This window comes from Ahrensia marina, from assembly GCF_042140245.1.
Taxonomy (GTDB): Bacteria; Pseudomonadota; Alphaproteobacteria; order Rhizobiales; family MH13; genus MH13.
In genome coordinates this window covers 2,624,754-2,647,490 of the sequence record NZ_CP159483.1, presented here as the reverse complement: position 1 = coordinate 2,647,490, position 22,737 = coordinate 2,624,754, and the positions used below count along the sequence as shown (strand labels likewise).

Sequence of the window (22,737 nt, the reverse complement as noted above, 5' to 3'; positions counted from 1 at the left end):
GTCGCTTCAGCTATTCACGTCACAAGCAGATAGACGCTTGAGGCGATGATCCAGATTGAAGCGGCTGTTTTGAGCCAAAGGGAACCAAGCAGCGATGCTATGCCCTTGGCCAAGAAGCCGCCCAATATAGCACCCGGAACCGCAATAAGTGCGATTTCCAATCTGATCAAACCGGCAAAGTAATTGTCCCAAAAACCGGTGAAAACACAAACGACCGAAACCCAAACGGCAACAGCGATCGCCACCTTAGTTGGGAATCGACGCAGGATAAGATAGATCGCCAAAAACTCTCCGATACCAACGGAGAACAGCGCTGTGACCGCACCACCTAGAGCGCCAAGCACAAGCAACACCCAAAGTTCACCCGGCCCAACCGTCAGCTTACGTTCGAGCGCTGACTGATGGCGCTGAACCCACGTGAAGATGAGCAGAATTACACCAAGCGCGAGCGAAAAAAACTTAAACCAAACAATGAGCTGATCGCCATCAACCTCGACAAAAGCTTGGGTCAAAAGAAGCGCCGGTATGCCCGTGGCTAACGGCGTCGCGGTTAGCGTCAACAACGAGTGCGGAGCGATTTTCTCATCCCACTTCAGGCTGTCTTTGACAAAAATAGCATGCGCCCAGGTGAGCGCGCCAATCGACATGCCAAAACACTGAATGGTGAAAGAGACGGCAACGCCTTCATTGGCATTCTGCGGCAACAGGCCCAGCAGCGCGCCTGGCACCATAATGCCACCATCCTGCAGGGCGGCGAACACCGGCACAAACACAACGCCACCACCTGTGCCAGTCGCGTTGGCAATGATCGCTCCAAGCACACCAACGGGCACGAAGAACCAAAGGCCAAGCAACACCTCTAGTGTCAGCGAGGACTGCCAAAACAAGAGGATATAGGCCGCCACCAAGACAGCCAGATGGATCGGTATCCAGGTTTTGACCAGTCGCGCCAAGGCCTAGAGCTTTCCAAACTGGCCGGCCTTAAACCGCCAACGAATAAAAAATACTGACAAAGGACCAAGAAGCGCGAGAAAAGATGGGATGAACACGCTGAGAAAGTGCAGCGTTACGGTCTGCAGCTCGATGGCCCCTTTGCCACCGCCCATAGGCAACCAAGGCAGCCAGTTGTTGAGCATAAGCCCGACAACAATGCCAAACTCAACAATCGAAAAGAAGAACTGGAACGCAAAGGGCCAATCCCGGTCCCAGCGGACCGACTGAATGAAAATGTAGACCGGGTCGAGAACCAGCCCGACACCAAGCAAAGTGAGCAGAAACAGAAAGAAAATTTGCGCCTGGCTCCAGTCCCATGACCACCCGGCATGGGAATAGGCAAAGAGCGCGGTGATCGGCAGTCCAAGAAAAACAAACAAAAACAAACGGGTTTGGATACGGCCTGAAAGCGTCGGTATCATCGCTGGGCCTCCTTAAGGTGAACTGCCAACGGCCCATTTGAGCCATTGGGAAAGAGAGCGTAGCGGGCCGAGATCTCGAACCTTGTGGGTCTTGTCGGTCACAAGATGATCGACGGAGCGCAGCGCAGAGTATTGCAGGCCGAGAAAACTATCGACGGCCAGATAGGGGCCACCGGATGTGATCGTGCCAGCCGCGTACACCCGGCCTGGCCCGTTTTTCAGACCGTTGATCTCAAAATCATTGCTGACTTGCAGTCCAGTTGGCCCGCGTTTTTGCGACACACCATCCTTGATCGCATAAGCATGGTTCCGGGGCAGATCGTAAACATCCAGAAGGTCGGCCATGAAAGGTGAGCGACGAATATCAGCAATCAAGCCAGTGCAATCGATCAGATAGTGAGCGAACAGCTCCTCGCGGTGCTTTTCCGGAGTCTCGATCAAAACGCGAATGCGATCATCCGTATCATCAGCAGGCGTCAACTCCTTGATTGAGCCAAACACCACCCGATACCAATCCTCTTCGGACCCGCGTTCGGCGATAGCCACCCAGTCAGAGCGCAACGCTGTAGACGTGCCACCGAGCGTTGAAAGGATTTCGCCGCGGCGTTCATCATCGGCGTTTTCATACTCGAATCTGAGGTCGCCGCCCCAAGCAGCTTTCGGCCAGTTGAAAGGTTGAATTTCAACATTGTTGATCACGGGCCGCTTGGCGCGACCGTATGATGCCCCATCCCGCGCGCCCAACGGACTGCGCATCGACTGGATGATCCTGATCTGTGGGTTCTTAGCGCGCGCTTCACTCAGCCGTTGCAAGATACGGCTGGCCACAATGCCTCGTCCACGTACCACGACAAAAATCGGCTCATCGTGTTTTTCAATCGCGTTGTAGATATGGTCGTGGGGTTCATAGGCGTTGGCAACAAGCGAACGTTTGTCGGGATGGCTGGCAACAAAGGATTGGAAGTCATCAACAAAACGGGTCGCTGGATATCCAGTGGACAGATGAACGACATCGGCGACGATCAGTGCCAGCTTAGGCTGGTCTGCTCCACCCTCCGAGCCTCGCGGTTGGTAGGCAATGCAGTAACGACCATCATCGGTTTTGCGCAACCGCCGAACCTGCCCCTGCCGAAACATCGCTTCCCAGTGAATACGCTCAGCTTCGCGGTCCAGAGAGTCGAAGACATCCCCTGCCCGTGGTGTATAACTTTGCGCCAAAGTCGGTTCGCCAAAGACCTGAAAAACACCACGCAGCCCAGAAGCCTGGCCTTTGAAAACCTCACGCAGAGCGTATCCTGGGAACCCCCAAATGTTGTCCGGTCGAGAGAGCGAATTAGAACGTAATCTCTCATGGTCTGGGATCTGGCTGTTCTTGCAGTATCTCTTGTAGGTTTCGTAGCACTTGCTCTCGGTGCCGACCACGGCAATGGCATCGGCAGGAACGCCGTAGCAGCGCAGATGATCGACCCACACAAACGAGCCAAGTCCACCGCCAACTGCACAGAACTTCACCTCGGTCAGCGGGTAGCCACTGTTGGTGAGGTCTTCCAGACTGACCTCGCTCTTTGCGCCAAACAGTTCAGTGGAGGGATTGATCGGGGGGGGCACAGCAACATCGCCAGAGTCGCCGGTGATGAGGCGACTGAGAACAACCGCATCCGATCTGGTTGCCGTCTGGGCTGGAACAGCCTCTGCGCCCATCAGAACGATGTGCCATCCAGGCAACTCGATCTGATCGCCGGGAACCACCTCAGCATCGGCAACACGGGTCCCGTTCAGAAAGGTACCGTTGGTGCTGTCGTCATCGCGAACCCGGACATCATCATCACTTAAGACGAGAAACATGTGCTGGCGAGATACGGATTCGCCTTCCAGCTGAACGTCGCAACTCTTTGACTTACCGACAGAAAACTCGCCAGAGCTCTCACACTTCAGCGTCCGGGCCTCGCCCACTGGATTGCCAAGATCGGAGACCTTTTGAACTTGAAAAGTAATGGGATAATTGAGCATGCTTAAGTCCCAAGTGGCAGCTTCTGCGTGCGGCCATCGCCCAGCCGGGTGCCGCAATATCGGCAGTTTCCGCCGACCTCATAAGCGTTCATCTGACGGCAATCTGGATTGACACAGACAATCGGTTGCTCACCGCCCTCCTCCATAATGCGCAGATCCATTCCGCCGATCTCCAACGTGTCCATATGCGCCAAGGCAAACGGCTCATGTTCTGGGAGTGCCCGTCGATTGCAAACAACGCTTCGGTTTTGACCGGGCAAAACGACGGTTCGCCCGTCATCATCGCGGCCAACAACGGCCAAGCACACCTGCCGGGCGTCTTTCACCGACTGTAAAACATCACCGGCCGATGGCCCTATCTGACGCTCCATGCGCACCGAGTTGGCATCGCGCACAAGGCAGAGATAGCCATCCGTCAAGTCAATGGCCTTGGGACGACCGGCACTGGCACTGTCGTAGACGGCATAGATTTTTTGGCCTGTGGATCCCGCTTCAAGCGGGCGCGAGGCATGCGGCAAATTGATTTCGATGACCAGGCCCACGGTCTCATATTGCCGTTGACTACCGATCGGCAGGTGGTCCTCACCATCCTTACCCAGCATTGTATTTGGCTCGCCGGGCATTTTGCGCTGAACACCGTTGCTTGATCGATCAATCACGGTGGCACCGCCGGTATCGGAGACGGTGATATCCATATGGTGGCGCGAAAGGGTGGCAAGGTCCGAACCAAACAGGACTTCCTTGCCATCGGCGTCGGTCAAACGGCCCGCATCATTCGGTCCGTGGCGACCCAATACAACGGGCAGACGCACCTCCAGGGCAGACAGCAGCACCGCCCCAGACGCGGACTGCCAGACCGAAAGCTGCGCTTTGCCCATTCTTCTCCCCCAAGCAGATTGGCCGATGCGTCGACGTTACCTAAGCCAATTGCGCCGGCAAAGCCAAGCCCACCATCGCCTTTGGTAAGCCAACTCAGCACGTTTAATGAACTGGTGCTTACCGACCTTCATTGCCGCAAAAACCAAACGGCTGCCAAACCGGCAGCCAAGGCCACCAGCAGGGCAACACTCCAATAACCAGACTTTGAAGCCCCTTGCCCGGCTCGTTCGTTGGTTCCTATCGCCCCACCTTCACCGGCAGAGTGTGCGTTGCCTTCACGCCCCGTGGCCGTGGAAGCCACCAACGGAGGCTGGCCTTTCAACGCCGATTGATCGGCATTGCCTGTCTCAACTTCGTCATCAGCGGAAAGGATGCGGGTTTGAGGTCGATCATTATCGCCTCCATCCTCCATCAACCGCTCTTTCACTTCCGGCTTCGATGTCTGCTCAGCTTCGTGTCGCTGGATCACAACAATGGCCGAATTGTCCTGATGCGGATCCTCCAGGTCTTTCAGCGATTGCATCAAGGCGTTGCAAATAGTGGTGCTGGATCCCGGGCGCGCTTTGACCACGCAATCAAGTATCTTTGCTTCGTCCAAGAATTGCAGACCATCGCTGGCTGCGATCAAAACGTCGCCGGGCTGCAACGCCATGGGTGCATCGGGCACATCAGATTTTTCAATCTTCTCGCCCATCAGCACCGATGTTAGGGCGTTGCGATCAGGATGCTGCTTGGCTTGTGTAGAGGTGATCTCGCCCCGCTCCACCATCGCCGCAATAACAGGGGCCATAGAATGGTCTTGGTTGAGTTGGCGAAGCGCCGCGTCCCGCACCAGATAAAGCGGGCTATCGCCGACAGATCCCCAATAGAGATGATCGCCAACAATCGCCACGGCCAACAACGTCGTGCCCATGCCAGCAACACGGCTGTCCTGACCAACCCGCTCAGCGATGGTTGCATTGGCTTTATCGATTGCAATGCGCATCTCGCCAGGAAGGCGATCTTCTCGCCCTGCGATCTCCTGCATTGCAACTTTCAAATGCCCGGCGCTTTGGACGGCTGCCAGATTGGATGCAACGTCACCAGCCGCATGCCCGCCCATGCCATCAGCAATGATGGCAAACCCCTGCGATGAACCGGCATGAAAATCAGTCGACAAGCTGTCTTCTTGGTAGGGTCGCATCCCTTTCCAGATTGCACTGGCAACGTCGTAATCGGCTGGATCAGCTGTCAAGACGGCAAACTCAGCTGTCAGACCAGTCGAAGTCTGGACCGCACAAGGCACAAAAGCGCACTGTCGTTTGGCCAAGGCGCAAAAGCGCACCATCGTCGATTGGTTTGGCTTCCAAAAGAGGTTGGTCGTTCAGTCGAACGACACTTTGTTTACCGGCATGGGTAACGTGAAATGCCTTGTTTTCCTCGTCATATACGATGAACGCATGGGCGCTCTCGGTGATGTCCTCATCTCCAAAATCAAGAACGACACCATTGTCAGGCCGGCGACCGATAGAGTTCATCCCAGCGCCAAAAGGAACACTTGTTCCACGACCGGGCCCCTCAACAACAATCAACCAGCCGACAACGGGGGTGCTTGAAAGACGTGCTGGCGAGCGCGTGGCGGATTCCGCCGGATCCTGCTCATCAGAAACCAACCGAGTGACATCAGCTTCAAAGGCCGTCTGCTGGTCATCAACCAGCCGGGTAACGCTTTCTGGAGAGTCCGGCTCTGTTACAGCAGGCCTTTCACCCAGAATTCGTGTTGGGTTCGGCGCCGTCGAATGCGATTCAGACGCTGGGGCTTCAGCAGGATCGCGGTAAAGGCGGGTCGGCGCTGCAGCGTCTTTAATCGTCTCGCTTGCACCATCACTTCCTGAATCAGACGAAACGAAGATTGGTTTTTTAGTCATCTGGTCACCAGGACAGTCTCATCGAGTGCATCGATCCGGTGAGCAATTGGGTCGCACTCAACGCAATCTGTCAAGGAGCATGCATCCTTGGGTAGGTTGGCAACCAACGATAAGGCGCCCAGCAGCATCAAGTCTTTGAGCCTGTGCCTTCACACATCTGCACCAAAAAAGGTCGCGCACACAGACGTATTGATCGCCGCAAACCATCCCCCATCAGCAGACCATCATGCTCATGATATCCAACGAGCCAGTGTTGCTCGGCAGACCTGCAAAGAGACAGCAAAAAACGTGCTGGAAAAACCAGCTTTAGAGGCGAAAGCGACCTGATTCACCTTGCCCATCTGACCTTACGTTCTCATGATGCTGATATCAGATTTCCCCTTCCAATCCCTGTGTCTAAGGAACAGTCGATGAGCAGCAAAGCAGGCTATGATGGTGGGCGGCTCAACCTACCTTTTGTTGGCATCAGCACGTTCGGCAAAAACCGATATGTCGAAGACTGGGATGCCATCGATGCCGATGTTGCGATTTTGGGGGCACCCTTTGATTTTGGAACCCAATGGCGCGCCGGTGCGCGCTTTGGACCACGCGCAATCCGCGAGGCATCCACGCTGTTCTCCTTTGGTCATGGCGGCGCGTATGATCACGAGGAGGACAAGACGTTTTTAGAAGCCGGGGTGGTGCGTGTCATTGACCTGGGCGATGCCGATATCGTCCACACCAACACCGAAAAAAGTCACGCCAACATCGCCTATGGCGTGAAGAAGATTTTAGATGCCAGAGCTCTCCCAGTGGTTCTAGGCGGCGATCACTCCATCAACATTCCTTGTATCAACGCCTTTGAAGAGGATTGCGCGAAGAACGGCCCGATGCATCTGGTTCAGATCGATGCGCATCTGGATTTTGTCGATGAACGCCACGGCGTGCGCAACGGGCATGGCAATCCGATGCGCCGCGCCATTGAGAAGCCCTACATCAGCGGCATGACCCAGATTGGCATTCGCAATGTCTCCTCAACCGCCAAGGAAGGCTATGAAGATGCGCGTGCCCGAGGCAGCGACATCTTGAGTGTTCGACAAGCGCGCGTTTTGGGCAACGAGGCTTTACTTGATCGCATCCCAGCCAAGCAACGCTACTACGTCACCATTGATATTGATGGGTTCGACCCATCCATTGCGCCCGGCACCGGCACGCCAAGCCATGGAGGCTTTCTCTACTATGAGGTTCTGGAACTGCTTACTGGGCTGGCGGCGCGTGGCGATATAGTCGGTCTGGATTTGGTGGAAGTGGCGCCGGACTATGATCACACCGGATCGACGGCGATCCTTGCCGCCCAGATCCTCATGAACACCATCGGTCACATCATGCACAATCGAGCAGGTTAGGCTTTGCCTTGGAGCTCGGTCGGAACCTGGTTTTCGCTGTAGTAGGGCAACGTGTCCACGCGTGCATCGTAGCTGCCATCGGCTCGCACACTTTGAACATGGCGCGCTATCTCTTCCATCGTCGCGAACCAAACATCGCCGGTCTGCGCCATGTAATCGATCATCTTTTCAACGCGCATCCAGCGGGACAAACGCCCACTGACAAAGGGATGCCAAACGCCGATCCACAAGCCCCCAGGATGCGCACGTAGCGCTTCGAACTCTGCCATGAAAATCTCCATAGCCCGCTCCGGCGGCATGATTTGGAACTGATAGTCCAGATCAGCGCAGTGCACATAGGGTGGCCAATCATCGGTCGCCCAGCTGACGGGCAACTCAACAAGTTCACCGGCAGTTGTTTTCAAGATATAGGGCACCTCGTCGCCCATCAGCGAGCTGTCATAGACAAAACCCTCTTTAACCAGCAAATCAGGCGTCTGGTCTGACATATGGTAAAGCGGGGCGCGATTGCCCCGCGGCCTTTGGCCGGTGTGTTTCTCGATGATCTCGATCGACCGGCCCATCCAATGCTGTTCTTGATCAGCTGAAAGCTGATTGGGGGCTTCATGAATGTACCCATGAAAACCAATCTCGTGGCCAGCCTTCACGATGGCCTCAACCGTGTGCGGATAGTTTTGGATGCACCAAGCCGGAATGAAGAAGCTTTGCTTCATGCCATAACGCTCAAAGGTATCAAGAATGCGAGGAATCGCGACCTTAGGCCCGTACTGCAACATCGATGTGGTGCAGAGCTTGGTCAGAGCATTTTCACCATGGTGGATGTGAACCAGGCTGTCGGCATCCATATCCAGCGTAATCGCACAAGCGACCTTTGCATCGTTTGGCCAGGGCACGGGACGTTGCAACATCAGCTCTATCCTTCCAAGAAACTCAAATCATCACCGCGCCGCCATTGGGGCTGAGGGTCTGTCCAGTGAAAAAGCCGGCATCTGGCCCGCATAGGAAGCGGGCCAGCGCTGCGATCTCTTGCGGTTTCCCAAAGCGGCCTAGCGGGATTTGCAGTTCTTTTTCGCGCCACTCCGGCGACATGCTTTCCTGATCAAGCATCGGCGTATCTGTCGGGCCAGGCGCGATGGAATTGACCAAAATGTCAGGAGCGAGTTCGCGAGCCAGCGACCGTGTAAGCCCAACAACGCCTGCCTTGGTGGCGCAATAGGCGGAAAAATCCTCACGCCCGAGATAGGCAAGCTCTGAGGAGATGGTGATCAAGCGGCCCGCATCAGCTTGACGCATAAGACGCGCCGCACCCTGCGCGATCAGGAAGGTGCCGCGCAGATTGACCGCCACGATCCTGTCAAAGTCCGCGACATCCATGTCAGCGATCTTGGCTTCAATCAGTATGCCAGCCGCGTTCACCGCGATATCAAGCCCGCCCCAAGACTGGTTAATGGCTCCGAAGAGTTCAGCAGTCGCGTTCGCATCACTCACATCACACGCCATGCCCGTAGCAGACCCGCCTGCCCGCTTAATAGCGGTTACTGTTTCAACGGGATCAGCCAGGTCGCAGACCATAAGATCGGCGCCCGCTTGCGCAAGAGACTGTGCCACCGCCGCACCAATGCCGCGCGCAGCGCCGGTCACCAGCGCTCGTTGGCCTTGCAACTCTGACCCATCTGACGCGCTCATTGCATCAACTCCCCACGATCAACCGTGAAGGACTGACCGGTGATGTTGTCGGCTGCCGGTCCAGCCAGAAACAGATACATCGCCGCCATGTCGGACGGGTCCATCAAACCGGGAAGCGCCTGTGCGCCTACAATCTCATCAAGCAGCTCGCTTTCACTGCGTTTTTCACGCGCAGCCATGGCCGATAGCGAGCGCATAGAGGCCACGGTACGCACCCAACCTGGACACACGGCATTGACTGAGATTCGGCGCGGCGCGAGCTCCTGCGCAAGCGACCGGGTTAGGCCGATCACCGCATGCTTGGAGGCACAATACGCACTGAACTCAGCAACTGCCGTCTTGCCCCACATCGAGGATGTGCTGACGATCCGCCCGCCATCCACCAGCTTGGGCAACAAAGCCCGTGTTACAGAGAAGGTGCCAACAACATTGGTCATGATGATGCGTTCAAACACATCATCAACCCGTGGCGAAGGATCAGCAATCGGTGTGATGAACTCAAAGCCAGCATTATTGATCAACACATCAAGGCTGTCGCAGTGCTCGCTGAATGCCAGCACCTGTTGGCGATCAGAAATGTCGCAAGTGACACCCTTCACCGAGCGCCCATGAGTCTGGGCAAGTTGCGCAGCGATTTCCGGCGTCTCGTCTTCCAGGCCGCAAATGGTCAAGTCGGCACCGGCTTTTAGAAAACCTTCTGCAATGCCAAGTCCGATGCCACGATTGGCACCGGTGATCACAACATGCTTGCCAGAAAAATCAGCCATCTCGGTCATGTCTCACCCTGCGCGCGACGGTACTCTTGCCGCAGAATCTCAAGTATCTCACCACGCATCCTGAAGAAGGCTTCCATGTTGGCGGTTCCATTGCGTCGATCATCATAGGGCAACACATCACCAACCCTGATCTCCTTGATGACCCGCGTTGGCCGAGCCGAAAAGATCAAGATACGGTCGGCCAGCAAGATCGCCTCTTCAACATCGTGGGTGACGAAGATGGTGGTTTTCTTCTCTTGCTTGTTGATGTCCATGAGTTGGAATTGGAGGAACTCGCGTGTTTGAGCATCAAGCGCTCCGAAGGGTTCATCCATCAGCAGCACATCGGGCGACGAGGCGAGCGTACGAGCAATGGCAACACGCTGGCGCATGCCACCTGAAATTCGGTTGGTGTAAAAGTCGGCATAGTTGGAAAGCCCAACCATGTTGAGATAGCGGTCGGTGACCTCTTCCTTTTCCGCGTTGGAGATGTCTTTGCGATAGCGTGTGCCAAACTTGATGTTTTGGCGCACCGTGAGCCACGGAAACGAGGAGTAGGCCTGAAACACCATGCCTCGGCGACGGTCGGGATCGCTCAACACGTCCCCAGCCAAAGTTATCGATCCCTTGTCTTGGGTTTCCAGCCCACCAACAATGCGCATCAACGTCGTCTTGCCACAGCCCGATGGGCCAAGAAACATCACCAACTCACCTTCGTCGATGGACAGCGACAGCGGTTGAATAACCGGCGTTTCAACCTTGCCATCGGATGACCAGAAGGTTTTGGAGATGTCATTGATGGTGATAAAGTTCTGCATCGCTCACCGGTTTTGGTAAGAAAAGAGCCGCGCGTGGGCGAAGCGAAAAGCTTGGTCGGTGAGCAAGCCAATAATCCCGATGGCAATAATGCCCGCCATCACCTCAGGCGTCTTCACGAACCGGCGCAGCGACCAGATGACGTGACCAATGCCGGAGTTGGCCGCCACGATCTCAGCAACAATGAGGTAGGTCCAACACCAGCCTAGTGTGATGCGCAGATTATCGACCATGTTGGGCAGAGCGGCCGGCACGATGATGTGGCGCATGATTTCGCCCTTGCTCGCACCAAGAGTATGCCCAGACTCAATGTATTCACTCGGCACACGTTTGGTATCGTCAGCGATGAGCAGAATGAGCTGGAAAAATGTACCCATCCAAAGCACCGCGATCTTGGACGCCTCACCAACGCCAAACCAGATCACAAGCAGCGGAACCAAAGCTGGTACCGGAAGATAGCGAATGAAATCAATGAAGGGTTCTAACAAAGCGCCAACAGCTCTGTAGGTGCTCATCAGCAGTCCCAGTGGGATCGCAACGATCACAGCCAAAAGGAAGGCAAACCAGACGCGTCCGACACTTATCCCGATGTCAGTTGCAAAATCTCGCTCTGTGAACAGGCTCACAAAAGCTTGAGCCACCGCCCAAGGTGTCGGCAAGAACTCAGGGCGTATTGCTCCAGAAATCGCGATGAGATGCCAGGCAGTCAGGAAGATCGCGAAGCCAAAAACACCCAGAACGATCTGTGTGCGTCGCGGCAGCTGCTTGCGGAACGAAACGAGGGTTTTCAGCACGAAATGAGCAACCTGTTCAGCGGCAACAGTTGGAGATCACGCATCTTGAAAGACGCGTGATCTCAAGGGTGGACCTAGCGTTCATGGCCTTCGAAAAGGTCGACCAAAAGATCGCCTGACACCAGGCCATCATAGTCCAGCGGGGCGTCGGCAAGGTCTAGTGAGATATTGATCTCGTTGAACGCATCAAAAACCTCTTTCAAGCGTCCAGGCCCATCGGCGCTAGGCATATAGCTCACCAACTCTTCGTAGCTGGTGTAAAGGACACCTTCGAGAGCCTCTGACATTTCATCAGCAGGAACATCGAAGAAGGGCGCCGCGATTTCCACGAAACGTTCAGGGTCAGCCTCATAAAGGTCGATGGCGCGGTAGATGCCACGCAGGAATTTGGCGTACTTTTCCGGGTTCTCTTCATAGTCCTCGGTGCGCACCAAGATCACATCGGTGATGAGGCCCTCATAGTCGGCTGAAGATAGCAAAATACGCGCACCTTCACGTGAGGTGCCATTGACGATGGAGCTCATCATCGGTTCCCACGTCGCAACGGCAGCGATGGAGTCATCCTCGAAAACCGCCATACTGTCGTCCGTGGCGATCAGCTGCAGGTTCACATCGTCAATGCTCAGGCCTTCTTGCGCCAACGCGTGCGCGACAAGGGTCGTCCCTGGATGATTGATTTCACCGGCGAAATTCTGGCCGATAAGGTCGGCAACTGTTTCAATTTCAGGGCCAGCCACAACACCATCAGCGCCGACAGAAACGTCGATGGTTCCAATAACAGTGCCCGTTGTGTCTGCCGTACGTGGGCGCGACATCACCTCTCCGATAGTGCGCATGGTGCAATCGATGGCGCCACTGGCCATAGCAGGCAGCACGTTCGCACGGTCGTTGTCGAACGCGGTACTCACCTCAAGATCTTCGCTGGCAAAATAGCCTTCGCTTTCGGCAACAAAGACGGGAGCAAACCCAAACCAGAAGGGAAACACACAGTCGATTTCGTCGGCGGCATGCGCTGGTGCCATAGCGCCCAAAACAGTGGCAGAAACAAGCGCGGGCATGAGCATGTGTTTGCTCAGCTTGGCCGGGGTACTTGATTTTGTCATTGATACGATCTCCAGTTTGCACGGCACAGCACAAGGTGACCCTAATGCCTGAACGAGAGGGTCAGTCGGCAATCGCATCGCATAAATACGGTATTACCCCATGATGCATCGATATTTATCGATTTAATGCACGCAAACAGGTCAACGCATAATCATTAGGCGCCTATCTTCATGTCTGGGCAGTTCGGTCGGTAAAACGCCTAAAATTAGAGCAGAAAGGTAGACCTGTCCGACCACGCCATCGCGCCGCAAAACGTGGTTTTGCGGCATAGGAGCATGCCACTTTCAACCGAACGGCTAACGGCTTTCGCGCAATGCGCTCTCAAGCGCACTCAAAAACCGATCAACATGCGCCGGTGTGAAAGTCAAAGGCGGGCGAATTTTCAAAACATTGGCATTGAAACCAGTCGCCGATATGAGCACGCGCTTTGCGCGCATCGCATTGACAAGGCCAAGGGCTAGCTTCGAATCTGGTGTTTTGGTCGCACGGTTACTCACCATCTCCACGCCCAGATAAAGGCCTGCGCCACGCACATCGCCAATGCGCTCATCGCTGCGAGCCAAGCTTTCAACACCTGCCTTGAGCATCGCGCCCACTTGGGCGCTGTTGTGGAGAAGGTTCTGGCCCTTAATCACATCGAATGTCGCATTGGCGGCAGCCACCGCGACCGTGTTGCCGCCAAAGGTGTTGAAGTAGCGCATATCGTTGCCAAACGCCTCAACCACGTTTGGACGCATCGCGACCCCAGCAACCGGGTAGCCATTGCCCATGGGCTTACCCATGGTGATGATATCAGGCACCACGTCATGGCGCTGATAACCCCATATGTGCGACCCTGACCGCGCAAAGCCGCACTGAACTTCATCGGCGACAAACAGGCCGCCAGCCTCGCGCACCACGTCCACTGCGGGCTTCAGAATAGGGTGATCATGGGCAAACACGCCGTCCGATGAGAAAAGCGAGTCCACAACAAACGCGGCCACCCCCTCTCCTCGACGTTGCAGATCATGAACTTGCTTGGACACTTCGCCTGCCAGCCATGTGCCCATATCGTTGGCGCTAGCACGATAGGTGTCCGGGGCGGGAACGCGCCGGACCCAGGTTCCCAACGGCGCGTTCTCGCCCAAGGACGGAGAGAAGCTAGCGGAAAGGTCTGAATTGCCGTGATAGGCCTCAGAGGTGACGATAATGCCTTTGTTGCCCGTATGGTGTTTGGCCATCCGCAACGCCAGATCGTTGGCTTCCGACCCGGTACAGGTAAGCATCATGTGCCCGATGTTATCTTCAAACGATCCGAGCAATTTTTCGGCAAAGTTCAAAATACCTTCATGCATGTAGCGTGTGTGGGTGCACAGCGTTTGCATCTGCGCATGCACCGCTTCAACAACATGCGGATTCCCGTGCCCCACTGATACCACGTTGTTGTAGGCATCCAGGTACTCGTTGCCATCGGCATCGTACATCAGCACATCATGGGCGCGCACAAACTCCACCGGATCGGCGTAGAACAAGCGATAGGCGGGCCCAAGAAGATGGGCGCGACGTTCCACAAAATCGCGGGTCCGCTTATCCAGCGTACCGGTCGTTGATGGGTCAAACCCGTTGACCATCTTGCCGCGACGCGGCGTGTTTGAACGTGTTGCCATCAGTGTCCCTTTGCCCGGGCATCGAGCAGCTCCATGCTGACCTGGCTCATTGGTCGGTCAAGAAACCAAGCCAGCTGATGCCATCCCTGCTCGGTGTTGCGCAGAATATAGGTTTGATTGTCAGGAAACATGCGCGCACGCCAAAGCGTGATCAGCGCCCGGGCGACCACACGTGCCATCACCAGATGCGGGATGAGGCGTAGCTCATCGTCCGTTAGATCGGTCTGGCTCAAATAGCCGTCCAGAACATCGCGACCAGCGGCAAACATGTCCGCTTCTGGTTCGCGTGGAAGCTGATTGAGGAGCGCCGTCGATACATCGATCGCAACCGCTGTTTTCACCGCATCACCAAAGTCAATGATGCCCGTGACAAACTCCGGCGCTTGGTGATCAACCACGATGTTAGAGCGGCTAAAATCATTGTGCAAAACCTGTTGCCGGCAGCTGCAAATGTCTGGGAGCAGTGCCTCAAACCGCCCCATGCCGGCCTGAAGAGCCTGCTTTTGATCGGGGTTAGTGATCTCCTCAAGGAGTGGCTTAAGGGACAGCAGGTGCTGAACATCCCACGCAAGCACCCGGTCTTCTGCCGCATGCGACACAGCCTCGGTTGCCAGCCGCAGCCGTGCCAAGATTTTCCCTATCTGGCGACGCTGCTCGGAACTGGAATGGGTTTGATCCAGCGGCGTACCATCCAAAAAGCTCAGCAATCGCACATAGCGATCTTGCCCGTTGCGATCAGTGATCTGGAAAAGATGTTGGCCCTCACTCGTGGCAATCACGCGCGGTACAGGAAGCCCCGGATCACGCCGCTCAACGGTGCGCAAAATGGCGTGTTGAAAGTCAATCTCACCAAAGCTTTCACCGGGGTTGGCGATCTTCAACACAAACGCTTGCCTGTCGTCAGCACTCACCCCAAACGTGTCATCCTTTTCTGTGGCGAAACGTTTCAACTGACCGGTAAAGCCATAGTGCCGATGCAGCAGATTATGCGCCTCGTCTTCCGGCATCGGCGTGTAGCTGTCAGCCAGACCTGCCGCTTGTGCCGTCTGGTTGGCCATCATCATCGCCGCCTACGTGCGCGCACTGGCGGCGCGCACCTCCGCAAGCACACACAAAATCTCATACATAACTGTGGCGGCCGTCAGCGCGGTGATGCCACCCACATCGAAGGGAGGAGAAACTTCCACAACATCTGCACCGATGTAATCCAGATGGCGAAAACCCCGGATCAGATCGAGCGCCTCAGCGGTCGTAAGCCCGGCAATCTCAGGTGTGCCGGTTCCGGGCGCAAAAGCTGGATCAATGCTGTCGATATCAAACGTCAGATACACCGGACCATTGCCCAACACGGCCCGTGCCTCATCGACGATTGCTGGAATGCCCTTGGCGCGAACCTCCTCGATAAACATCACGCGCATGCCTGAGCTTTGCGAATAGTCCCACCCTTCAGAAACATTTTGGGCACCGCGAATACCAATCTGAACGGTTTTTTTCGGGTCAATAAGACCCTCTTCATGGGCACGGCGAAAAGGCGCTCCATGATTGAATTTTGAGCCTTGGAAACTGTCCCAAGTGTCGGTGTGGGCATCGATGTGGAGCAAAGCAACAGGCTCTTTGGCCAAAGCCCTCAAGATCGGCAAACTCACCGAGTGGTCGCCCCCGCAGCTCAACGGCAAGGCCCCTGCCGCGGCGACATCGGCGACAAAGGCTTCAATCTGTCGATGCGACGCTTCGATATCAAAGGCCGACGTAAAGGCCACATCGCCAACATCGGCAACCGAACACAGAGCGTAAGGGTCGATGCGCGTTGCATGATTGATAGAGCGCATCAAGCTGGATTGGTTGCGCACCTCACGCGGGCCATGTCGGGCGCCCGGACGATTGGTCAGGGCGCCATCGTAAGGAATGCCCAGCATCGCAATATCGATGCCCTCAAGAGCTTCAGCAATTGGCGCGCGCATGAACGTTGCCAGACCGCTGTAGCGTGGTGCTGTCATGTCTGGCGTCTTGGGGGATTGGAAGTGAGCCAACTGACGAGTCCTCCGTGTCGTGTTGACAATTGTCTTCTCCAGACCAAACATCTAAGCAATTTGTAGTAAAGCATGCTTACATTGACATTCATCGAAGAGAGTCCCGGCTATGATGTCGATCTCCAGCCCTGACATTCACTTGCTGCGCGTCTTCGTCACGGTGGCAGAGGCCGGAGGTTTCTCACCAGCGCAAATTGCCTTAAATGTCAGCCAATCAACCATCAGCACGCAAATGGCTGACTTGGAAGCACGTCTTGGACTGAAACTATGTCGCCGCGGACGTGCCGGTTTCGCGCTAACCGATGATGGCCGCGTCGTTTACGAGGCCGCCAAAGAACTCTTCGATAACTGCAAACGCTTCACCAGCAAAGTGAGCGCGCTGCGCGGCGAGATCACCGGCGAGCTTCATATCGCAACGGCCGACTCGCTGCTCGGCAATCCAGACTTTCCCATTGATCGGATCATCCGAACCCTCCGGCACAAAATGCCCGCCGTTGCGCTGAATCTCCGCCTTCACGACCCGCTTGAAATCGAACGTCAGATCCTTGATCAGAAACTGCACGCGGGCATCCACACGTTCCCCAATCACGCTCCTGGGCTGCGCTATGTGAGCCTGTTCGACGAACGTCAGACACTCTATTGCGGCCCCGGTCACCCACTGTTTGACGCCACCGAGTTTCCCGACATCGAAGAGCTGTCGCAGTTCGATTACGCCGCGAAGAACTATTATGGGGGCATGCTGCGTCCAGGGCTCATGCAGCCCAAAAAACTGTCCACCAACAGCAGCAATTTGGAAGGCGTGGTCGCCCTTATTCTCTCAGGCGAGTTCATCGGCCACCTACCCGATCAAACTGCGGCGAGCTGGCATGAGAAAGGCATGTTGCGACCAATCTTGCCCGATCAGCTATCCTACAACACCCATTTTGAGTGCGCGTTTTCAATTGGAACACGCATTTCCCGCGCACAACGCGTTTTTGAAGAGACGTTGATGGCTCACGCTAAGAGCACACACTGACTGGGACTAAGCAAAAATGAGCTAGAAGCTACGCCAAATTAGGCTTCGGCCAGTTCAAGCTCCAAACCTTCGACAGCGCTGAAGCCTTCAAAGTTGGGATGTCCCAGATAGAGCGGTTTGTTCTGGCCAGCACCTTTGTGCGCATCACGAAAAGACTGACTGCGCGTCCAATCCAGGAACGCTTGTTCATCCGTCCATGTGGTGTGTGACACGTAGAGCGTATGGTCTTCTGCTTCAGGGCCTTTGAGCATAGCAAAGCGTACAAAGCCCGGCTCTTTGTGGATGTGGATCTCTCTGTTCTGCCAGACAGCTTCAAAAGCAGCTTCCTCGCCCTTCTTTACTTTGAAACGGTTCATAGCGATGTACATCAGCTTATCGTCTCCCTTGTGATGTTGTGAGATCAAGAAAACGGCTTTGCCGCGTGGTTTCAGCCCAGCTTTCCATGAATCCATACACCTGAGAATCGGCACAACATTCTTCGTTGCAACGACCGTACAAGCGAAAAGCGGCCTCATGACAGCAGGGTTGAGCATCCAAGGGCGCTTGGCCATTGCGAAACGGCGTTAAGGCAAAGCGCAACACTGCGGTGAGCAGATCGCTACGCATCGCTCGACCACCAGTCAGCAAGAAAGCTTGGCGAACGCCCAAGCTCCGGATCGTCGACGGACATAATTCCCTCGCGCCAGGCAAGCCGCGTTTCGCCATCTCGCCAAAGAGGCAGATAGGCAAAGCTCTCGCGCAGCAGCCGGTCAAAGCTGCGGCCAGCGGCGACGGCATCCTCCATCGTGCGCGCTGACGATAAGGCATCCAAAGATGCGTCGATGTTCGCATCGTCCAAACCAGACAGTGCGTAACTGCCAGGTCGCGCTGCCAAGTCGCTGTGCCACAGCAAGCGTTCAGCAGATCCAGGCAAACGGCCAGGCGCCCAAGCAAGAGTGGCAAGGTCGAACTGGCGATCGAGCAACTGGCGCGACGCGATGGACGGCTCCAAGGTCTGGGGCACCAGCTCAACGCCGATGCGCTGGAAGGCCAACACCACCTCGCCTAGCACACTGGCGTAGAGAGGGTTTGTGGAGACCGCTTCGAAGCGCAAAGGCGCGCCCGTCTGCGGATCGACCCGACGTGTTCCATCCAATCGATAGCCTGTCTCATCCAACAACTGGCTCGCTAAGCGGGCTGCCTCACGACTGCCCAACGGCGGTCCATCGGCATTGGGGTCGAAATCGGCATCAGCAAAAGCAGTGCCTTCAAACAAGCTTGCGATTGGCTGAAAGAAGCCGGCGAACAAGCGCTCTAGTGTTTGGGCGCTATCAAAGCTCAGATGCAACGCACGGCGCACCCGAACCTCAGCGAGTGGACCAGAGCGCACATTCATCACAAGCCCATGTAGCTTGCCTGGACCATCATTGGGCGTTGTTGCGCGCATAACGGCGGGCGAAGCATCGGCCAGGTCATCATAGCCATTACGCCAACGCGTTGGGCTGGTTTCAACACGGGCATCGTACTCGCGGGCACGAAAGGCCTCAAAGGCCACATCTGCGTCTCTGTAGTAGCGAATGGCCAGACGATCAAAGTTGAAAGCGCCGCGAACGGTCCCAAGGTCAGCCGCCCAGTAGTCGGGCACACGTTCCAGGATCAGACGGCTTGGCGCATCACTCTGCAACAGCCGGTAGGGACCGCTGCCAAGAGGCAGGTTCTCAGGGCCAGGCGGCTCTTGGCGATGCGCGGGATGAATGGGAAGACTGGCCAAGCCGCCGATCAGGTCACGATCAGGTGCACCTTCATTGATGAAGGTGACGGTTCGCTCTGCCGTCTCTTCCAAGCGCACTGCGCGATAGGCTTGACGGTAAAAAGGGGCGCCAAGCGTTTTCAACGTCTCAAAGGTGAAGAGAACGTCTTGCGGTGTCAGCGGTTGCCCATCGTGCCAATGAGCGTCTGTGGCCAAGCGAAACGTGATGCGCGACACATCATCTGAGATCGCCATACCATCGGCCAAGTGACCATAATAGCTGGCCGGTTCATCGGGGCTTGGGATCACCAAGCGATCATAGATCAAGCGCAGATCGGATGGCGGGCGCCCAGGATAACGCAGCGTGTCCAGCGTATCGAAAGCCCCAATACGGGCTAAGCGCAGGACACCGCCCTTGGGCGCTTCTGGGTTACGATGCACAAAGTGTTCGAAGCCTGGTCGGTAGGCCAGGTCCCCCAATGGTGAGGCGCCATGGGCGAGAGCTTCGCCATCTGCGCCCAGCGCAAGCAATGAACCGACTGGCTGAAAAAGGCTGGCGGTGAGCGATGCAACGCCAAGCTGGATCGCGCGCCTGCGGGAGAGCTGGATCATCGCCCGTGGGCGCCGGTAATCGGCTCCACGACTTCAAACGCGGCGGCACACTCATCGCGGTTTCGGAACCCTCCCTCCACCTGACACGTTCCGACCACGAGCACATAGCTTTCAATCGAAGCGCACGGTTCGTTGGGTGCGTCCATTGTCATCTGAAGCGCATCACCCGGCGCAATTGGTCCGGCCAACACGCCACGCGAGGTGTTGATCAGTCCGTTGGAACCGATCAAATCAACAAAGGTGTTGATGCCGACAAGCGGTGCGTTGGAGATGTTCTCGATCTCAATGGTGGTGGTGCAATAATAGTCACGGGTGCCCGCTTCAACGAGGCTCACGCGGTAGTCAGCAGCAACAACCGGCCCCACCAAAACGAGCGCAATTGCAACCAACATAGACGCTTTCACGCAGGGCAAAAGCGCGCTTTTTAACGATTCTTGCATGCAAAACCTTCGTCTTGGCAGGTCAATGTGCGCGTGATTGCGCAAGTAAAACTTGCCTTTGAATCGCAACAAATAAAAGTTGAGATCAAAAGTCAAGTTATAGATGTGCTGAAATTCCAGGCGATCTTGCTGCTGCAGGAAACGACAAAAGAGAGCTCATCAGCGCCGAAGCGGGAGGGGTTGTAAGAGCCTTTCGGTGCCGAAAAAGCCAGTCGATAGCTGTCGAGACTGTAGAGCGCTACGAACGAATGGTTTCGCTCATTGGCGGTCCCGCCAGCGTTCTTATCAGCACCATTTGAGTTGGTCGGAAATTGAGCGTCGCTGGGTTTAATGTGTTGGACATATACCAGTGTGATGTAATGCGCAGCATGGGAAAAACTTGTGGTGTTTTAAGACCTAATGTTGGACGCTGGCACTGTCTATAAGTGGTTTCAGGCAAGCGACCCAGCCAACTTGCAGCTTTCCATCAGTTATCGTTAAGGTTTGAGCCTGTTTCAGAGTGGGTATGACCACTTACCCCCGTACGACGATTGCGGCAGTCGGAATCTAGGATCCGACGGTTCGGCCTGTAGGCAGCTAGTCTCTTTTTTCACGACGAATGCTGCTTGCATGGGCTTGGCCTTGGCGATCGCAGCGGCAAAGAAAGCTCCGATCCCAACCGGTGGTGTCACCATCGACATCATGCCGAGATAGAATTTGCCTCCTTTGGCGGCGCATCTGCAGCGGCATATTGATCGGTGAAGAGCGTGGCACCGCCGCTTTTCGGAACACTCACCCCAAGCAAGGCGCCATAGCTTGGCGGCTGTTTGATGTAGCTGGTGTCGGAGTGAAGCACGCTTTTGGTGGTGTCGTGCGGCCAACATTGGACACGACATTTAGGTCCTCAAAACCCTCTACCGGGGTCTCGCCTTCGGTGAACATCAGCGGTCCTAAGTGCCGGAGCAGGTCCACAAAAGCCTTGGCACCAGACGCGCCACCCTTCAGCTTCACAGCGCCATGGTGCGCGACGGCCCGCTTAATCTCGCCAGGATCGCTTTGAACCAAGGGCACCTCTGCCACATCGCTCTGCAGATTGACGATGTCCATCTACGACGTGCTTTGCGTCATGGATGAAAAGGCCACCAGAAACGTTGCATAGACATCTTTGTCCGCCACATGGTCGGCTTTGCTGTAATCCAGATGATGTGTGTTTGCGCCAGGAAACGCGATCACCTTGATGCCAGCATCCGCCGCGGCTTCCACGCCTGCTGGATTGTCCTCTATGGCGATGGCGTCCCGGGCCTCGACACCGAGCTTTTCAAGGGCGAGGCGATAAATGGCCGGATCTGGTTTGGGAGCAACGCCGCAATCATCAGCGGTGATCAGATCAAACTGACTGGCATCCAAACCTTCCAGCGACGTCAGGGTCAGCAACAGAGATGCGCGCGATGTCGTGGAGACGAAACCCAGTTTCAAACCGTTGCTGTTGGCAACATGGCAGGTATCTGTCACGCCTTGGCGTGCGGAAAGAGTGTTTGATTTCAATGCATCCTGGAACAAGGCCGTTTTCGTGGCGTGGATCGCTTTTGCGTCAACCTGTGTGCCCTGACTTTCGGCGTACCGCGCAATGCGTGCCGCGCCGCCAGAGTCACTCAACATGCGTGTGTAGGCATCGCGCTCCCAAACCCATGGCAGGCCGTGCTTTTCGAACGCTTGGTTGAAGGCTGCGCGTTGTATTTCGGATGTCTCAACGACTGATCCGATCGATCCGAACAAGATCGCTTTCATATCAGATGTCCCTTGTGTCGGGTGAAAATTAGAAGAGGTCGAGGACAGATCGCACGCGTTTGACGCTATCAGACACATGATAGGCGACCCGCCCTGGCGGAACCGGAACTTGCACGGTGTTCGCTTCGATCATGACGCCAAATCGCTTTGGCGCTGCATTGATTGCCGAAGGCAACCAAAACCGCCACGACTGACCCCAACCCCGCCAATCTCCCTCGCCTGCTCCGGGCAGAAAACGCAGAGAATTGTCCCACATGCGATCGCGAATGGCTTCGGCTTTGGCGACAATTGCCCGGTGAACGGCAACCTGTTCACGGCGGTTTGTTGGCTCAAACGTCGCTGAGAAGCACAAATCGTACGCACCGATCTGAAGATCGAATTGCGGACTAAGTGCCGCCAGATCAAGCGCCCGCCAAGCGATGTGAACAAGGGCTTCTTCCTGCTTGCGGCCAGGGTGCAGGCGTCCCAAACCTGGATCATAACCGAGGGCGGCATAGGGTCGGTTGAGGGCTGTTGAGAGATGCCGGGAAACATAGTCAGCCAACTCGCGTGACGAACTGGGGAGCAAAGCGACATCACGCTCAAACCGTCCGCTCGAACCCTGTCTCAACGCTACTAAGGGCTCTCGTTTGAGGGCGCGAGCGATCGTCGAGAAGGTCTCTGACAATCGATCAGGCTCACGCTCTCCATAGGAGGGAAAGAAGGCGATATCGCCGGTCTCGTTTTGGGTTCCGTGCTCCATAGCGT

24 protein-coding genes are annotated in these 22,737 nt (G+C 55.8%); 2 read left to right on the top strand and 22 right to left on the bottom strand.

Annotated features, from left to right (window positions below):
• Window positions 1-14: 14 nt before the first annotated feature.
• The 6 genes from ABWH92_RS12920 to ABWH92_RS12895 all read right to left on the bottom strand — a co-directional run bounded on the left by ABWH92_RS12920 (window position 15) and on the right by ABWH92_RS12895 (window position 6,211).
• A complete protein-coding gene (locus ABWH92_RS12920; protein WP_375568985.1) occupies window positions 15-953 on the bottom strand; it encodes a TSUP family transporter in 939 nt (312 codons plus the stop codon).
• Window positions 954-956: 3 nt separating this feature from the next.
• Complete coding sequence (locus ABWH92_RS12915; RefSeq protein WP_375568983.1) at window positions 957-1,415, bottom strand: hypothetical protein; 459 nt, start codon at window positions 1,413-1,415, stop codon at window positions 957-959.
• A gap of 12 nt (window positions 1,416-1,427) precedes the next feature.
• Window positions 1,428-3,425 (bottom strand): FHA domain-containing protein, encoded by a 1,998-nt coding sequence (locus ABWH92_RS12910; protein ID WP_375568981.1) that lies wholly within the window; start codon window positions 3,423-3,425, stop codon window positions 1,428-1,430.
• Window positions 3,426-3,427: 2 nt separating this feature from the next.
• Window positions 3,428-4,303 carry a hypothetical protein gene (locus ABWH92_RS12905; protein WP_375568979.1) on the bottom strand — a complete coding sequence of 292 codons (876 nt, stop codon included), beginning with the start codon at window positions 4,301-4,303 and terminating at the stop codon, window positions 3,428-3,430.
• 128 nt (window positions 4,304-4,431) lie between these two features.
• Window positions 4,432-5,463: a PP2C family protein-serine/threonine phosphatase gene (locus ABWH92_RS12900; protein WP_375568977.1), complete on the bottom strand. Its 1,032-nt coding sequence runs from the start codon at window positions 5,461-5,463 to the stop codon at window positions 4,432-4,434.
• 85 nt (window positions 5,464-5,548) lie between these two features.
• Window positions 5,549-6,211, bottom strand: coding sequence for an FHA domain-containing protein (locus ABWH92_RS12895; protein WP_375568975.1), 663 nt, complete (start codon window positions 6,209-6,211; stop codon window positions 5,549-5,551).
• A gap of 410 nt (window positions 6,212-6,621) precedes the next feature.
• On the opposite strand from ABWH92_RS12895, the gene speB (ABWH92_RS12890) reads away from it, so the two are divergent.
• Window positions 6,622-7,596 (top strand): agmatinase, encoded by a 975-nt coding sequence (gene speB / locus ABWH92_RS12890; protein WP_375568973.1) that lies wholly within the window; start codon window positions 6,622-6,624, stop codon window positions 7,594-7,596.
• On the opposite strand, the gene ABWH92_RS12885 is transcribed toward speB (ABWH92_RS12890), so the two are convergent.
• The 9 genes from ABWH92_RS12885 to speB (ABWH92_RS12845) form a co-directional block, all read right to left on the bottom strand.
• Window positions 7,593-8,504 carry a polysaccharide deacetylase gene (locus ABWH92_RS12885; RefSeq protein WP_375568971.1) on the bottom strand — a complete coding sequence of 304 codons (912 nt, stop codon included), beginning with the start codon at window positions 8,502-8,504 and terminating at the stop codon, window positions 7,593-7,595. The two genes, speB (ABWH92_RS12890) and ABWH92_RS12885, sit on opposite strands and share 4 nt — an antisense overlap.
• A 22-nt stretch (window positions 8,505-8,526) precedes the next feature.
• A complete protein-coding gene (locus tag ABWH92_RS12880; protein ID WP_375568969.1) occupies window positions 8,527-9,282 on the bottom strand; it encodes an SDR family NAD(P)-dependent oxidoreductase in 756 nt (251 codons plus the stop codon).
• Window positions 9,279-10,058: an SDR family NAD(P)-dependent oxidoreductase gene (locus ABWH92_RS12875; RefSeq protein WP_375568967.1), complete on the bottom strand. Its 780-nt coding sequence runs from the start codon at window positions 10,056-10,058 to the stop codon at window positions 9,279-9,281. Before ABWH92_RS12875 ends, ABWH92_RS12880 begins: the two co-directional genes overlap by 4 nt.
• A complete protein-coding gene (locus ABWH92_RS12870; RefSeq protein ID WP_375568965.1) occupies window positions 10,055-10,855 on the bottom strand; it encodes an ABC transporter ATP-binding protein in 801 nt (266 codons plus the stop codon). The genes ABWH92_RS12875 and ABWH92_RS12870 overlap by 4 nt, the downstream gene beginning before the upstream one ends.
• 3 nt (window positions 10,856-10,858) lie before the next feature.
• Window positions 10,859-11,647 carry an ABC transporter permease gene (locus tag ABWH92_RS12865; protein ID WP_375568963.1) on the bottom strand — a complete coding sequence of 263 codons (789 nt, stop codon included), beginning with the start codon at window positions 11,645-11,647 and terminating at the stop codon, window positions 10,859-10,861.
• Window positions 11,648-11,721: 74 nt separating this feature from the next.
• The gene (locus ABWH92_RS12860; RefSeq protein WP_375568961.1) at window positions 11,722-12,750 is read right to left on the bottom strand and encodes an ABC transporter substrate-binding protein; all 1,029 of its coding nucleotides are present in this window, start codon (window positions 12,748-12,750) and stop codon (window positions 11,722-11,724) included.
• A gap of 297 nt (window positions 12,751-13,047) precedes the next feature.
• Complete coding sequence (locus ABWH92_RS12855; protein ID WP_375568960.1) at window positions 13,048-14,397, bottom strand: aspartate aminotransferase family protein; 1,350 nt, start codon at window positions 14,395-14,397, stop codon at window positions 13,048-13,050.
• A complete protein-coding gene (locus ABWH92_RS12850; protein WP_375568958.1) occupies window positions 14,397-15,461 on the bottom strand; it encodes a phosphotransferase in 1,065 nt (354 codons plus the stop codon). The genes ABWH92_RS12855 and ABWH92_RS12850 overlap by 1 nt, the downstream gene beginning before the upstream one ends.
• A gap of 6 nt (window positions 15,462-15,467) precedes the next feature.
• A complete protein-coding gene (gene speB / locus ABWH92_RS12845; RefSeq protein WP_375568956.1) occupies window positions 15,468-16,394 on the bottom strand; it encodes an agmatinase in 927 nt (308 codons plus the stop codon).
• Between the two features lie 142 nt (window positions 16,395-16,536).
• Between speB (ABWH92_RS12845) and ABWH92_RS12840 the strand changes: the two genes are divergently transcribed.
• Complete coding sequence (locus ABWH92_RS12840; RefSeq protein WP_375568955.1) at window positions 16,537-17,442, top strand: LysR family transcriptional regulator; 906 nt, start codon at window positions 16,537-16,539, stop codon at window positions 17,440-17,442.
• Window positions 17,443-17,480: 38 nt separating this feature from the next.
• Here ABWH92_RS12840 and ABWH92_RS12835 read toward each other — a convergent pair whose 3' ends face one another.
• From ABWH92_RS12835 to ABWH92_RS12805, 7 genes are all read right to left on the bottom strand, one after another.
• Window positions 17,481-17,810 carry an antibiotic biosynthesis monooxygenase family protein gene (locus tag ABWH92_RS12835; protein WP_375568954.1) on the bottom strand — a complete coding sequence of 110 codons (330 nt, stop codon included), beginning with the start codon at window positions 17,808-17,810 and terminating at the stop codon, window positions 17,481-17,483.
• A gap of 230 nt (window positions 17,811-18,040) precedes the next feature.
• Window positions 18,041-19,783 (bottom strand): extracellular solute-binding protein, encoded by a 1,743-nt coding sequence (locus tag ABWH92_RS12830; RefSeq protein WP_375568952.1) that lies wholly within the window; start codon window positions 19,781-19,783, stop codon window positions 18,041-18,043.
• The gene (locus ABWH92_RS12825) at window positions 19,780-20,175 is read right to left on the bottom strand and encodes a hypothetical protein (protein ID WP_375568950.1); all 396 of its coding nucleotides are present in this window, start codon (window positions 20,173-20,175) and stop codon (window positions 19,780-19,782) included. The genes ABWH92_RS12830 and ABWH92_RS12825 overlap by 4 nt, the downstream gene beginning before the upstream one ends.
• Window positions 20,176-20,902: 727 nt before the next feature.
• A complete protein-coding gene (locus ABWH92_RS12820; RefSeq protein ID WP_375568948.1) occupies window positions 20,903-21,058 on the bottom strand; it encodes a TauD/TfdA family dioxygenase in 156 nt (51 codons plus the stop codon).
• A complete protein-coding gene (locus tag ABWH92_RS12815) occupies window positions 20,995-21,309 on the bottom strand; it encodes a hypothetical protein (protein WP_375574306.1) in 315 nt (104 codons plus the stop codon). The genes ABWH92_RS12820 and ABWH92_RS12815 overlap by 64 nt, the downstream gene beginning before the upstream one ends.
• The gene (locus ABWH92_RS12810; protein ID WP_375568946.1) at window positions 21,310-21,990 is read right to left on the bottom strand and encodes an HAD family hydrolase; all 681 of its coding nucleotides are present in this window, start codon (window positions 21,988-21,990) and stop codon (window positions 21,310-21,312) included.
• A 28-nt stretch (window positions 21,991-22,018) separates the two neighbouring features.
• Window positions 22,019-22,732 (bottom strand): hypothetical protein, encoded by a 714-nt coding sequence (locus tag ABWH92_RS12805; protein ID WP_375568944.1) that lies wholly within the window; start codon window positions 22,730-22,732, stop codon window positions 22,019-22,021.
• Window positions 22,733-22,737 lie beyond the last annotated feature (5 nt).